The organism is bacterium, from assembly GCA_039961635.1.
Taxonomy (GTDB): Bacteria; 4484-113; 4484-113; order JAGGVC01; family JAGGVC01; genus JABRWB01.
In genome coordinates this window covers 14,843-28,492 of sequence record JABRWB010000059.1, presented here as the reverse complement: position 1 = coordinate 28,492, position 13,650 = coordinate 14,843, and the positions used below count along the sequence as shown (strand labels likewise).

The window sequence follows — 13,650 nt, the reverse complement described above, 5'->3', positions numbered from 1 at the left end:
TGTGAAAACGCGAAATTATTCCGTGCGGATATATTGGACTTGGTTGGAGATAAACGCACCGCGCCTGACGTAAACCGGACCGGACTCGGCGTCTTTTTCCGCAGGAAGAATGGCATTTTGGGTAGGCGGAACGGTAACGCCGCCCTCTCCGTTGACGGAGGCGTCGTCCGGGACGCCGGGAGGAATCGCGACGGGCAGCGATAAAGGATTGTAGGGAACCAGAGCCGTGATTTCGTCCGTTGACCATGAAATCACCGTTGCTTTTATCGTTTCGAAATAAACACCCGAATCCGCCCCGCCATCTCCGAAGGAATCGCCCCTGAAAACAACGGTCGCTCCCAGGGGCGCGTAGCGCGGAATCATTGAAGCAATGAACGGCGCGTATACGTCATTTTGAGAAAGCTCCCTTGTGGCTGTCACCTGGGAAACCGACACGCCGTTCGGTATCGAGTCGCTGTCGTGAAGCACGTCGTCCCCGGCTTTGAATTTGAATATTACGTAAATCGCCTGCATCGAAGGAAACTCGATTTTAACCTGCTGCCCGTTTTGAGCAAGCAAGTCCTGCGCAATCAAAATCCTTGAGTATTCGGTCCTTCCCGAAAACTGGTCCGATTCCACGCCCGCCAGGTAAACATCGAATACCTGGCCGTAAAATCCGCCAATTATGTCCGGTCGCTGCTGAAGCGTGATTGAATTTATTGTTTCCGCGCCGTCAATTTTCACTTTCAGTTCGACGCTTCCCGAAACGGGGACTTCGGCATACCAATAAGTTTCCTGGTCGTCGTCGATAGACTTGGCCGCGTCAAAAAGCGCGGAAAACTCCGATGACGCGCCAGCCGCGGCCCCCGACGACTTTGAAAGCGCGTTGAACGAGCTGGATGTCCCGCTTATTTCGATGGTTTGTTCGTACGGTTGCATCAGCTCACCGTCCTCGGCCTTCAACCCCGATATCGTAACGGTATACGGGACAAGCATATATATTTGCCCGACCAACAATCTAACGCATCTGCCTCCGTCCAAAAGCACGGCTCTGACTATGCCAGGATTCGGCGTTATCGAATAATGTGACAAATCGGTGGCGGCCGGCGCGTCCAATTTTCTGGAGAAAAACAGGTCGATTTCCCAAAGGCCGTTGTGAATGCCCCCCTTGCGTTTGCCGTTGAACCTTGCTTTTTCCATTACGGGAGGCAATGATACCGCGGGCTGCATTGCCAGCGGGGGATTTATCCTGCCCGCTCCCAGCTTGCCTTCGTAGCCGGGATTGCTCGAATCTATGCTGGTTGCGGTGCCAAGAATGACGTTGCGAACGTCTTCCGCCGTATAACCGGGGTGTGCGGCGAAAACAAGTCCCGCCAGCCCGCTTACGAGGCCGGTTGCGAGGCTCGTACCCGAAGCATAGGTATATCGGCGGTCCGCGCCGTTCGAGTTAATGGTGTATAAAAGCTTCGCCGGCGCGCAGACATCGACGAACGTGCCGTAATTCGAACCTTCGTTCGCGCCGTTGCTCCAAATACTCCAGCCGGCTTGAGTGCCCGCCACGGCAAGCGCTTCCGGGAAATATGCCGGCGCGCACTTAACAGGAGTGTCCAGACCCTCATTCCCGGCCGCAGCTACAAGAAGCTTGCCGAAAGAAGCGCACGCTTGGGTTGCCTCGCGCAAAAGGGCTGCGTCGCGCGGAAAAACGATGCTGATATTGACAACGCGCACATCGGGAAACCGAAGCGTGTACGCCATTGCCAGCGCGGTGTCGGATTCCCAGATTTCGGACCCCGGTCCGCCTTCGTCGCCGTTGGCGGGAGTTACGCGAAGCGAAAGTATCCTGGCGTTCCAATCCATTCCGGCGATTCCGTAAGCATTGCCGCCGGTCGCAAGCGCGACTCCGGCGACTCTGCATCCATGCCGTTCGGATTCGTCTATCAGAAAATCCCCGTCGTCGTCTATCCCGTTCCCCGGCGTGGCGCGCCCGTCACCCGCGGCGGGCGGACTCATAAAATCCCGCCCTCCTTCCGGTATTCCGTCGCCCGGATTTGGATCCGTGACGATACGTCCGGCGAAATCGGGATGGCCGTAATCCACTCCGCTGTCGATTATCGCGATTACGACGTCCGATGAGCCCGTTGAAACAGCCCAAGTTTCAATCGGGTCCAAGTATAGATAATAGGAATCGTATTGGTATCCGTACTCGGGATCGTCGGGAATTACGGATGCAAGCGAGCCGTAATAGTGCGGCCGGGCCGCTTCTACGCCGTCGGCGCTTGCAACCCGGTTTATCGCCTCCGGAAGCCCCGGAGCGGCGTCGGGCGTCAGCGCCGCGATCGACCGGCGCTCCGATTCCGATGCGAGCGTGGCATCGCTTACGATTCGGTTTCCCTCGCCGGTTGCAAATCGGATTACAGCTCCATGGATTTCCGGAATCCATACGACAAGTGCGCCGCCGCACTCCGATGCAACCTTGCGAGCGTCGTCCTCGGTTGAATCCGCATTGAGCAACGCGACCACTTCGTTTGAAGCGATACCCGCGCCGGCGATTTGTGTTTTAATTGCGGAATCCGGAAATTCGCCATTTTCGGCGCGAACGGGCGGCGCCGCGGTTCGCTGGGGATCTGCGCCGGTTGCCGCTTCGATCGGCTCCGCGGCGCTGTTGCCGTCAAGAGCGGCGCGCGGCAAGCTCGATTTCGCGTTTTTGCTTTCGCAGGAGCACAAAAGGATTGCGGCAAGCCATACAGCCGAAATTGCCGATGCGAGCGCCCGACTTAACTTGTACCGGCCCACGTTCACATTCTACCCGAAACAAAGCGGCATGGGCGGATTCATTCGCGGGCCGGCGGAAACGGTCAAACCACGCTTTCGATGTTCGTGTAATCTCCAAGCACAAGGCTTCTGGCGCTCTGGCTGACGACCGCCTGATAACCGATGAGCGAATCCTGCAGCATGTAGCCGGTTAAATGCGCTTCGGGATTCACGATTGTGTTCGACAGAATGCAGCGTTCGACGGATGCGCCGCTTGCAATCGTCACGTTCGGCCCCACGATGGAATTCGAAACTTTCGCGTCGGGCGCAACGAATACGGGCGGAATGAAAACGCAATTTTCGCCGGCCGGTGAATGCGCGAGCCTCTCAAGGATGTGCCTGTTCGTGGACAGTAGCGTTTGAGGCTTTCCGCAATCGAACCATTCGTCCACCCAAAACGCACGCAAATCGGCACCCCTTTCAATCATAATCTGGAAGGCGTCCGTGATTTGTATTTCGCCGCGGGTTCTGATGTCGTTCTCGACCACGTAATTCAGCGCGTCGAACAACTTTCCGGCGCTTCTGAAATAGTTGACGCCGATTAGCGCGGTATCCCCCATGAATTTTTCCGGCTTTTCCACGGCGCGTTTGATTTTGTCGCCGTCCAGCTCGACTATGCCGAAGCGCTCCGGATCCGGCACGGTTTTTACGCCCAGCGTTCCGTCGCCCGCCGCGTCGAACATCGCTTCCATATCGCCTTCAACAATCGTGTCGCCGTAAATGATGAACAAGCCGCCGTCGGACGGTATAAGCTCTCCGCACATCCAGATGGCGTGTCCGAGGCCAAGCAGCTCACGCTGGTGCACATATTCGAACGATGCGCCTTTGAAGTTCGCGCCGACGTAGTCCTTGATCATGTCGCCCAGGTAACCCACGACGATGACGATATCCTTGATGCCCAGGCCGATTACCCGTTCGAGGATGTGTCCGATTATCGGTTTGTCGCCGACCTGCACCAGCGCCTTGGGCGTGGTGTTCGTTATCGGACGCAGCCGTGTGCCCACGCCCGCGGCGGGGATGATTGCCTTCATGATGTTTCCTCCGAAGCGATGCAAGGCCGCTCGATGCGGCCGGGTGATGATAGCAGATGGCGGTATACGGCTCACTTCTTCCGCCGAGAGCGGACATATATTCAGTGCGAATCAATCTATAATTGGCTCGTGCGTGCGGCGCGTTTCATGATGGAGTTTGTTTTAACCCTGGTGCTTGCCGCCGGACTGATTTGGGCAGTACGCGAGCGGATGGAGCTAGAATCCGGCGACGACGCCCCGCGTTCGGACGCGGCCGCGCAATCGTATAATCGAAACGTTTCCGTCAAGTCGCCCGGCTCGGTTGAAATTGCGCCGGCAAGGGAGCGTTCCGATTTCGCCTCCCGGGCTCCGGCGAATACAGTCCCAAGCATAGCCGAGCCTGCCGTTGTTGGGGAGGCGAACGAACCTGCGGAAAGTGTTTTGAATTCGGCCAAGCCGGGAGACCCGCGATCTTCGAGTTCGTATTCGGAACTTCAATCGAAACCGTTCTATGAATTTTCGCGGTTTTTCCGCAAGCGCAAGCCGCAGCCCGCAATAATCAAAATAGGCCTCGCCGGGGACATAGACATCCCCCAGGTACTGAAAGATCGCGTCGCGAAAAGCCCTGATATGGACATCCTTAAAGGCGTAGCCGAGGTTCGCGACCGGCTCGACCTGCTCGCGGGCAACCTGGAAGGCCAGTTGACGCGCGCCGGCACGCCTACCGCCGGAAAGACGCCGGAGGATATCGAGGATAAGAAGGAGTTCCTGCTTAAGGACGATCCCAAGTGGGCCGCGCGGCTTCGCAAGGCGGGATTCCGCCTGCTCACGACCGCCAACAACCACGCGATGGATTTCGGATGGAAAGGTTTGGAGGAATCGCTTGCCGCGCTTAACAACGCGGGGATTTCGCCTGTAGGCGCGGGGAAGGACGACAAAACCGCGCGCGCGCCGCGGTTCATTGAAGTCAAAGGCAAAAAGATAGGCTTCCTTGCTTATACGGCCACCATCCCGCCCGGATACGCCGCGGGCGCGAACCGGCCGGGCGTGGCCGCGGGGCGCGGTAACGGCACGGCTTCGCTCGGCTCGACCTGGAGGAACAAGCTTGCCGCGGAGGTCAAAGCAGCCCGCGCCAGATGCGATTACCTGATTGTCGGATTCCACTGGGGAACGGAAAAATCGGACAAACCGAGCGAGCTTCAGCGCGAAATCGCGGAGGTTTTGACCGCCGCGGGCGCGGACTTGATATTCGGGCACGGGCCGCATGTGCTCCAGCCGGTCGAACTGATAAACGGAAAGCCGGTCGCGTTCAGCCTTGGCAATTTCATATGGCACGGCGGCCGGGAAACGGCATTGCTTGAGGTCGAGCTTGAATCCACACCCGACGGCAATCTAAACACCAAAGCAGCGCGCCTGCACGGATGCAAATTGGAGAAAGGAGCGCCCGTGCTTACCGGAAGCGTGGAAGAAGTATTCCCGGCCTCGCAACCGGATGTTGTTACTGCCACCGCAAGGACGAACCCATAGTGTCCGAAAGAAACCGCATTGCAGTGATTGTTCACGGCGGCGCCGGGATGATTCCCGATACGGAGGCCGGATATTACCGCGCCGCTACGTCCGCGGCCGCCGCGCTTGCCCGAGACCTGATTCTTGGCGGAAATGACGCGGTCGCCGCTGCCTGCGCCGCGGTGCGGTTGATGGAAGACGACCGTTATCTCAATGCGGGATACGGGAGCGTGCTGGACGAAAACGGCGAGATGTGGTTCGACGCGTCCGTGATGGAAGGAAGAACGATGCGGGCCGGCGCGATCGCAGCGATTCCGTCCGTACTCAAAAATCCGGTGGAATTGGCGCGGCTGGTGATGGAAAACCACCCCAGTGTTTTGCTTGCAGGGGAGGGCGCTTTGGAATTCGCGCGGGAGTGCGGACTCGATTTCGTCGAGCCTCAATCGATGGTGTCCGAGCGGCAGAGGGAGCGCTGGGAAAGGTGGAAGGTGAAAGCGGCGGAGCGGGCCGGAAATCCGACGGACGACAGCGGCCTGCCGGTCTCGCCCGGCCAGCCGGAGGCCGAAGACTACAACGCCTACGACGCGCTCGTAAACAGAAATCTGAATAATAATGGAAACAACGACGATAACACCGGCGATACGGTGGGCGCGGTCGTTCGCGATTCGGCCGGAATGATCGCGGTGGCGCTTTCGACGGGCGGCGTTCGGGGCAAGCCCAGAGGACGGGTTGGCGATACCCCCGTGGTAGGATGCGGGCTGTACTGCGACGATGCGATCGGCGGCGCGGGCGCAACGGGAATCGGCGAGCACATCATCCGCGCGATGCTTTCGGGGCGCGCGGTGCTCGCGATGGAAAGCCGCATTGGCTTAGCCGGCTCAACTTCGCTGGCCCAATTCGGTGCCGAAGAAGCCTGCCGTTACATGCACGCGCGAATCGGCGGAAATGCGGGCGTTATCGTTCTCGACAGGGATGGAAACATCGGATACGCGCACACAACTCCGCGTATGGCGGTCGCGTATTGGATGCCCGGAATGGACGAGCCTGCCACCGATATGGACGGACGCAAAATCGGCTGATGCGTTTCGGGCGGAATTGACGTTCAGTCGAGATAAAGTCCGGCCAGTCCGTTAGGCTCGATTTGCCTGTGCATTCTGACCGCGACCGGGTCTATCGTCCGGATGAACATCTCGATAGTTGCGGCGACGGTGGCGTCCGCAAGGTGTCCGCCGAAAACCGTGAAGTCTTCACGGCCCAAAACCGCGTGGCAATGGATTATCGGTTCGTCGTCAAGCCAGGCGATGTTTCCCTGCAGCGACAGCACTTCGAAACAACCTTCGTGCACCGTGAATTCGTACTCGCCGCCGGAGCCTTTGAAATAGCCGAGTTTCGGATTGTCGAACATTCCGATTCCGCCCCAAATCACCGCGCCTTTGATATGCTCCTTGCGCGCCAGCTCTTTCAGATTTTCGAAGTAGTTTTCGCCCCGCATCATGCGGATCGCATACACGTGGCCTTCGTTCTTGACTTGCATCGGTGCCTCCGTCACGCCCGGAACAACCCAAAGCGCGTAATCGCGGTCAACGGGCGCATCGGTGCCGATTCTAACACGGCCGGGCTATAATCCGCTCGTGCGCATCGGGTTCGACATGCAGGCTCTGGTCGGCGGCGGGGAAACCGGGCTGGGCGCGTATGCCCGCGGCGTGCTTTGGGGAATGGAGCGGCTGGCGCTTACGGGTGCGAATGCGGCTGAAATCCGGCGCGACATTCCAGGAAGAGCGGCGGAAGCGCTTTTGCGAAAGCAGGGCTGGCCGAAGGGCGTTGAAATCGCGAGGCTGTATCCCAACCGGCTCGAAAAACCACTCGCGCATTCCGTCACCCGCACGGCATGGGAGCAAAGCGGGCTGCCTGCGTCGGCCAAATCCGCAAGAGCCGATGTCGTCTATTCGCCCGCGCTCGGCGCGCCGCTGGGACGGGCCATTCCCAACGTCGCGACCGTGCACGACCTCATCCCGCTGCATAAAAAAGACCGCGAAATCCGGCTGGCGGAGCTTTATTTCACGGAGTATCTGCCCCGGTGCTGGCGGAAAGCGGACATGCTTGTATTCGACACCGAAACCGTCCGGGCCGAGTTTCTTGGGCGCTGGCCGGATGTCAAAATGGACCGGACGCTCGTTGTTCCCTGCTTCGCCGCTTGCCGGGTGCCCAAGCTGTTTCCGCCGACTTCCGGCGGAATCTGGGAGCCGGGCTACCTGGCGGGGATTGCAACTTCCGAGCCGGTTCAGTACTCGGAAAGAAGAGGATTTTTATGCGTCGCGACTTTCGAGGAGCGCAAAAACCTGGGGCTGGCGCTCGACGCGTACGCGCAGCTTGCAAAGGACATCCGGGAAAAACACCCGCTGATTATGATAGGGAAGGGCGGGGAACGGGACATCCTCTGGCAGCTTGTCGAGCAGTCCGGAATGGCGCGGTTCGTCAAATTCACGGGCTATCTCCCGATTGAACAGCTTCGCGAAACCTACGCAAAGGCGCTCGCGCTGGTGTTTCCCAGCACCGACGAGGGATTCGGCATTCCGCCGCTGGAAGCGATGAGCTACGGGACGCCCGCGGTCATCGGCGACGCGCCCGCGGTGCGCGAAGTTTACGGCGCGGTCTGTCCGTCGGTCGCGCGCGACGGCGCGGGCAACCTTTCGGGTGAAATGGCGCGGCTGGCCAAGCACGAGGAGCACTGGAAAAAGCTCTCGGAAAACGGGCTGCGGTTCGCCGCTGGATTTTCGCCGGAGCGCACCGCGCTCGTTGCGATGGCCGCGTGCGAGATGGCGGCGAGCAGCGAGTTTTAGCCGCTGATATAATTCCCGCGTGATTTTGATACTCGATCTCGACAACACGCTTTACCCCAAAAGCTCCGGAGTATTCCGGATGATCGACCGCCGGATGAGCAGGTACATGGTGGAGCGGCTCGGATTCGACGCGGCGACGGTGGACGAAACGCGCGTGCGCTACTGGCATGAATTCGGAACGACGATGAAGGGACTGCGGGAAACCATCGGAATTGACGAAGAGGATTTTCTTACGTTTGTGCACGATATTCCGGTTGACGAAATGATAAAGCGCGATCCGGAGCTCGAATCCGCGCTGAACGCGATAGACGCCCCGAAATATATATTCACCAACGCGGACACGCGGCATGCGGGCCGCGTTTTGAAAGCGCTCGGCATCGAAAACTGCTTCAGAGATGTGATAGACATCCGGGCGCTGAATTTGGCGGCGAAGCCCGACCCGAAGGGATACGAATTCGTGGAGGAGAAAATCGGACTTGACGGCGATCTGGCGGTGTTCGCCGACGATTTCCCGATGTATCTCGAACCGGCCAAAGCGCGCGGATGGAAGACGGTACACGTCTGGGACGAAGCGCCTGATGAAATCGCGGCGGGCGGAAAAGAGCCGTACATTGACTTCACGATACGGCGGATTCACTCGATGCCGGAAGTGATCGCGGAGATCGCGCGGTGATTATCGGCATCGGGACGGACTTGATCGAGGTCGCCCGCGTCGAGCGCGTCTGCACGAACAACAAGCGGTTTCTGGAGACGATGTTCACCGAAGCCGAGCGGGAATACAGCGCGAAGAACATCAAGAACCCGTATATGCATCTCGCGGCGGCCTGGGCGGCGAAAGAGGCGCTTTTTAAAGCGACAAACATTCGATTCAGATTCGGGGATGCAGCGGTGGCTCACGAAAAAACCGGCAAGCCTTATTTCGTATTCTCGCAATCCGTGATGGACAAATTCGGGGCGATGCACCTTCACCTGACGATAAGCCATGTCAAAGAGTACGCGATCGCGACGGTTGTTGCGGATGGACTAAGGTAAGCGCCTCGGCATTTTGCTGAAAATGCCGGCCAGAAATCAACCCAACCGACCTCCCACCTTCAAATCGGTGCATCCCGCCGCAAACTGCTCCGCCTCTTCGTAAGCCGCGTCGACGTGGCGCATGATGCCGGTGCCCGGGTCGGTGGTGAGAACGCGTTCCAGCTTCGCGGCCTGCATTTCGCTGCCGTCCGCGACGACGACCATTCCCGCGTGGATGCTGTACCCGATTCCCACGCCGCCGCCGTGGTGGACGCTCACCCACGACGCGCCGGCGGACGTGTTGACGAGCGCGTTTAAAATCGGCCAGTCGGCGATGGCGTCGCTTCCGTCTTTCATCCCTTCCGTCTCCCTGTAGGGCGACGCGACGCTGCCGCAGTCAAGATGATCGCGGCCGATGACGATCGGCGCTTTGATTTTGCCGCTTCGCACGAAATCGTTCATCGCAAGCCCGAACTTTGCCCGCTCGCCGTATCCGAGCCAGCAGATCCGGCTCGGCAGCCCCTGGAAAGCGACCTTCTCCCGCGCTTTGTTTATCCACCGGTGCAGCGCGCTTTTTTCGGGAAATACCTCAAGCACCAGATCGTCCGTCGCGTGGATGTCCGCAGGATCTCCCGAAAGCGCCACCCACCGAAACGGGCCTTTGCCCTCGCAGAAGAGAGGCCGGATGTAGAGCGGGACGAATCCCTGGAACTCGAAAGCGTCCGCCATCCCTTGCGCGTGAACCTGGCCGCGGATATTGTTTCCGTAGTCGAAAACCACCGCGCCGCGGCGTTTCCATTCGATCATCGCGGCGACGTGGCGCTTCATCGAATCATACGAGCGACGGATGTACTCCTTCGGATTATCGGCTCGCAGCCGCAGCGCGTCGTTGTACGGCATCCCGCCCGGCACGTAGCCGTTAAGCTCGTCGTGAGCGCTGGTCTGGTCGGTCACGATGTCGGGTACGATTCCCATCTCGACAAGCTTCGGATGCGTTTCGCTCGCGTTGCCGAGCAGCCCGATGGAAAGCGCTTCGCCGCGTTCCTTGGCGCGCATCGCAAGCTCGACGGCTTCGTCCAGCGATTCGGTCGCTTTGTCAAGATAGCGTGTTTCGAGTCTGCGCATGATCCGCGAGGGATCGCATTCGACGCACAGGATCACGCCGTCGTTGAACGTGACGGAAAGCGGCTGCGCGCCGCCCATCCCGCCGAGGCCCGCGGTCAGCGTCAGCGTCCCCTTGAGCGTCCCGCCGAAGCTTTGCTCGGCAGCGGCCGCGAACGTTTCGTACGTCCCCTGAAGGATGCCCTGCGTGCCGATGTAAATCCAGCTTCCGGCGGTCATCTGGCCGAACATCGTCAGCCCCATCCGTTCGTACTCGCGGAAATTTTCCCAGGTCGCCCAGTGCGGGACGATCATCGAGTTGCTGATAAGGACGCGCGGCGCCCATTCGTGGGTACGGAATATACCCACCGGCTTTCCGCTCTGCACCAGAAGCGTTTCGTCGGATTCGAGCGAGCGCAGGCACGCGAGGATTCTGTCGAAGCACTCCCAGTTGCGCGCGGCGCGGCCGGTTCCGCCGTACACGATAAGCTCGTCGGGATTTTCCGCCACGTCGGGCGAGAGATTGTGCTGGATCATCCGAAATGCGGCTTCCTGCACCCAGCCTTTACAGTGCAGGTCGGTACCGGTAGGAGGATGAACGGTTCTTGCTCCCTTCATCGCGCATCACCTCAAGAAACACCTTGCGATGATATCACTACGCAGCATCGCCCCGATTTTATCCGCCCGTCCGCACGTTGCGTCACTTCGCTACCTTTGAGGACGGCGGCGGCTTGCGGTTAAGAATCGAGCGGTCGATCGCCCTCGATTCGAGGAACGGCACCGTTTCCTCCAGGCGCACGAAGTCGTCGTTCCAAATGTCGGCGCTTTCCGGGTGATATTCCCGCCACATCCTGTCACCGGCGATAAATATTTCGCGGCAGGGCTTTCCGAGCTCGTAATAAACCGAGCGGCCGAGGCGCACGTGCGTGACGCAGCTGTATTTGCGAAGCTTCGCCAGTTTGTGGGAAACATGGGGCTGACTGAGATTCAGGGCCGCGACGATTTCCTTCACGCTCAATCTGTAGCGCGATATTAAAAGAGCTATGCGGTAAGTTACATCGTCCCCCACCGCCGCGTAAAACTTACTGGGAAGCATCGGCAAGTGCCGATGTTAGCATATCCCGGTGTCAATGGCAAAGCCGGACGGTTCAGCCTCCCAGGCTGCGGCGCGTCGCAATCTTGCCGGCCTCGACTCCCGGCTGGTCGAAGGGATTTACGTTGAGCATAATCCCCAGAAACGAGACTGCAAGCTCCCAGAGCATGATGAACTGGCCGCAGTAATACGCGTCAAGTTTGGGCAGAATTATTTGATAAACCGGACGGCCCGCATCGGCAAGCGAGCCTACGGTCGCGTCGCATTCGGCGTTAAGCACGGCCTCGTACGCCTGGCCGTCCAAGTATCCGAATCCGGATTTCGCGGCCGGCGGAACCTCGATCTGTTGCGGCGAAGAATCCCAAAGCGATTGCCTTACGATGCAATACAGCTTGTCGGCCGGCCCTTCCATGAACAATTGCACCATGCTGTGCTGGTCGGTGGTTCCGAGCGCTGCCAGCGGAGTGGTTCCCGCGGGGCCGGGCAATTCGTCACCATCGGCCGATTTCTTTTTTCCGAGGCTTTCGGCCCAAAGCTGCCGCCACCAGCACGCCCATGCGTACATCGCCTCACTGTAGCTCATCATGACCGAAATGGGAAGCCGCCTTTCGACGGCGAATTTGTAGTTGACTTGAGCCAAAAGCAGCGCGGGATTGCCCGCCGGATTGCTTCCCGTGCAGGCTTCGCGCATGTCCAGCGCGCCGTCCAACAAAGCGTCCACGTCCACGCCGGTTGCAGCTGCGGACAAAAGTCCCACCGAGCCCAGCACGCTGAAACGCCCGCCCACGTCCGGAGTGATAGGAAGCGTGCGCCAGTTGTTCTCGCGCGCCAGCTGCCTCAAAATGCCCCTGTCCGGCTCGGTTGTGGCGATAAACCTTCTCGAAACTTCCTCCGGAAAGAGCTTCTTTTTGAAGTGCGACAGCGTCACGAAAAGGTTGACCATCGTTTCAAGCGTATCGCCGCTTTTCGAAATGACGTTGACGTAAGTTCTCGCCGGGTCGAGCCTGTCCAGGATTCCGTGCGTGACCCTGGGATCAACATTATCCAGAACGTGGAGCTTCAAACTGCCCGCAAATTCGTTTGCACGCGGTGGATTGAGCGACTGGCGCAACGCGATGTTTCCCAGCGCGCTTCCGCCGATTCCCAGCAGCAGCAGATTGTCCGCCTTGGCGTTTATTTCTGCGGCAAGCTCCTTGCAACGCTCCAAAGCGGGACGTTTTTCGGGAAGGTGATACCAGCCGATAGGCCACTTGTGGGGATTATTGAGCAGATAAAAGACCGGTTCGTGCGCGGCCTTTATGGGCTCGACCAGCTCTTCCCAGTCGAAGCCGACATCCCCGACGCTGCGTCTAAGACAATGCGTGTAATCGAGTTCAATCACGGCGCCCTCCACCGGCAGATGGCCCGACAGACCGTACTCAGACGACTGTAATTTCCATTGTCACGGTGACCGGGAGTCCTTTTCCGTCATCCACCGACAGCGTGATCGTGTAAGGTCCGGTCAACGTTGTTATCCAGTCCACCGATACCGTTTCTCCGTCGTACCGCTGGTTGCTGAATACTCCGTATTCCTCCGAGCCGTCGTCCCAGCTGAAATTGAGCAAGTCCCCGTCGGCATCAACCACTGCCGCGGAAAAGGTCACGACCTCGTTTTCCACCGGTGTTTCGGGATCCATTGAAATTCCGTCTCCGCTTAGCTCCGGGGGGACGTTTGGACTTTCGTCCGAAGGCTTTTCGGCGAAAAGCGCGAAGCTTCCCCCGTAACCCTGCACGCCGCTGGAAGGCATGACTGCCGAGGCAAGCAGTCCGGACGCGTCCGCCTGCGCAACGATTCCGATGATTTCTATCCAGGCGAGTTCGAATTCGTCGTATTTGTAAATTTTCCAGGTGCTTCCGGCCGCGACGGCGGTGTTGAGTACGAAAGTGAATGTGATGTTTTTGTGAAAGCTGGTGTCCACCGGCGAATTAAGGATAAGCGCGCCGAGTACGGTCGCAGCCCCTTCGGGAAAGTACGCTGCGTCGATTTCCGTGCCCACCAGCGTATCGCTGATAAGTACTATGGTTTCGGAGCGGAATGTTCCGGCCGGAAAATCAACCCTCGTACCGCTGTCCATGTCGGCAAAGTCGTCTTCTCCCGGCGATATAACCGTTTCGGTCAAAAGCGAATTTCTGCGCTCGTTATCCGCGGTGCCGCAGCCGGACACCAACATCGCGGCCAAAACAGTCAAGAAAAGAAAACACCGCATACATCACCCCCGGGACTCATCCCGTTGAGAATCAACCCCCGTCGAGTATAACA

General features: G+C 59.0%; 12 protein-coding genes. 5 read left to right on the top strand and 7 right to left on the bottom strand.

What is annotated here, in order from left to right:
- Positions 1 to 15 precede the first annotated feature (15 nt).
- Positions 16 to 2,772, bottom strand: a complete 2,757-nt coding sequence (locus HRF49_09550; GenBank protein MEP0814892.1) for a S8 family serine peptidase — start codon at positions 2,770 to 2,772, stop codon at positions 16 to 18.
- A 62-nt stretch (positions 2,773 to 2,834) separates the two neighbouring features.
- Positions 2,835 to 3,821: an NTP transferase domain-containing protein gene (locus HRF49_09545; GenBank protein ID MEP0814891.1), complete on the bottom strand. Its 987-nt coding sequence runs from the start codon at positions 3,819 to 3,821 to the stop codon at positions 2,835 to 2,837.
- 147 nt (positions 3,822 to 3,968) lie between these two features.
- Here HRF49_09545 and HRF49_09540 point away from each other — a divergent pair, with 147 nt between their 5' ends.
- A complete protein-coding gene (locus HRF49_09540) occupies positions 3,969 to 5,327 on the top strand; it encodes a CapA family protein (protein ID MEP0814890.1) in 1,359 nt (452 codons plus the stop codon).
- Positions 5,327 to 6,385 carry an isoaspartyl peptidase/L-asparaginase gene (locus tag HRF49_09535; protein ID MEP0814889.1) on the top strand — a complete coding sequence of 353 codons (1,059 nt, stop codon included), beginning with the start codon at positions 5,327 to 5,329 and terminating at the stop codon, positions 6,383 to 6,385. The genes HRF49_09540 and HRF49_09535 overlap by 1 nt, the downstream gene beginning before the upstream one ends.
- A gap of 23 nt (positions 6,386 to 6,408) precedes the next feature.
- Here HRF49_09535 and HRF49_09530 read toward each other — a convergent pair whose 3' ends face one another.
- Positions 6,409 to 6,840, bottom strand: a complete 432-nt coding sequence (locus HRF49_09530) for a DNA-binding protein (protein ID MEP0814888.1) — start codon at positions 6,838 to 6,840, stop codon at positions 6,409 to 6,411.
- Between the two features lie 61 nt (positions 6,841 to 6,901).
- Here HRF49_09530 and HRF49_09525 point away from each other — a divergent pair, with 61 nt between their 5' ends.
- From HRF49_09525 to acpS, 3 genes are read left to right on the top strand one after another with little or no spacing between them, the layout of a single operon-like run.
- Positions 6,902 to 8,146, top strand: a complete 1,245-nt coding sequence (locus tag HRF49_09525) for a glycosyltransferase family 4 protein (protein ID MEP0814887.1) — start codon at positions 6,902 to 6,904, stop codon at positions 8,144 to 8,146.
- A gap of 19 nt (positions 8,147 to 8,165) precedes the next feature.
- Positions 8,166 to 8,819, top strand: a complete 654-nt coding sequence (locus HRF49_09520) for a pyrimidine 5'-nucleotidase (protein MEP0814886.1) — start codon at positions 8,166 to 8,168, stop codon at positions 8,817 to 8,819.
- Positions 8,816 to 9,178 (top strand): holo-ACP synthase, encoded by a 363-nt coding sequence (gene acpS / locus HRF49_09515; GenBank protein ID MEP0814885.1) that lies wholly within the window; start codon positions 8,816 to 8,818, stop codon positions 9,176 to 9,178. Before HRF49_09520 ends, acpS begins: the two co-directional genes overlap by 4 nt.
- A gap of 36 nt (positions 9,179 to 9,214) precedes the next feature.
- Here the strand turns inward: acpS and hutU are convergent, their stop codons facing one another.
- The 4 genes from hutU to HRF49_09495 form a co-directional block, all read right to left on the bottom strand.
- Positions 9,215 to 10,876, bottom strand: coding sequence for a urocanate hydratase (gene hutU, locus HRF49_09510; GenBank protein MEP0814884.1), 1,662 nt, complete (start codon positions 10,874 to 10,876; stop codon positions 9,215 to 9,217).
- An 82-nt stretch (positions 10,877 to 10,958) separates the two neighbouring features.
- On the bottom strand, positions 10,959 to 11,354 hold the full coding sequence (locus HRF49_09505) for a winged helix-turn-helix transcriptional regulator (GenBank protein MEP0814883.1): 396 nt from the start codon (positions 11,352 to 11,354) through the stop codon (positions 10,959 to 10,961).
- A 52-nt stretch (positions 11,355 to 11,406) separates the two neighbouring features.
- The gene (locus HRF49_09500) at positions 11,407 to 12,732 is read right to left on the bottom strand and encodes a glucose-6-phosphate isomerase (protein ID MEP0814882.1); all 1,326 of its coding nucleotides are present in this window, start codon (positions 12,730 to 12,732) and stop codon (positions 11,407 to 11,409) included.
- Positions 12,733 to 12,769: 37 nt separating this feature from the next.
- Entirely contained in the window at positions 12,770 to 13,597 is an 828-nt protein-coding gene (locus HRF49_09495; protein ID MEP0814881.1) for a hypothetical protein, read from the bottom strand.
- Between the last annotated feature and the right edge of the window lie 53 nt (positions 13,598 to 13,650).

What these genes read in the sequence shown, in the direction of transcription:
- HRF49_09545 (MEP0814891.1), bottom strand. Translation starts at nt 3,821, where the DNA reads ATGAAGGCAATCATCCCCGCCGCGGGCGTGGGCACACGGCTGCGTCCG.
- HRF49_09540 (MEP0814890.1), top strand. Translation starts at nt 3,969, where the DNA reads ATGATGGAGTTTGTTTTAACCCTGGTGCTTGCCGCCGGACTGATTTGG.
- HRF49_09530 (MEP0814888.1), bottom strand. Translation starts at nt 6,840, where the DNA reads ATGCAAGTCAAGAACGAAGGCCACGTGTATGCGATCCGCATGATGCGG.
- hutU (MEP0814884.1), bottom strand. Translation starts at nt 10,876, where the DNA reads ATGAAGGGAGCAAGAACCGTTCATCCTCCTACCGGTACCGACCTGCAC.
- HRF49_09505 (MEP0814883.1), bottom strand. Translation starts at nt 11,354, where the DNA reads ATGCTTCCCAGTAAGTTTTACGCGGCGGTGGGGGACGATGTAACTTAC.
- HRF49_09495 (MEP0814881.1), bottom strand. Translation starts at nt 13,597, where the DNA reads ATGCGGTGTTTTCTTTTCTTGACTGTTTTGGCCGCGATGTTGGTGTCC.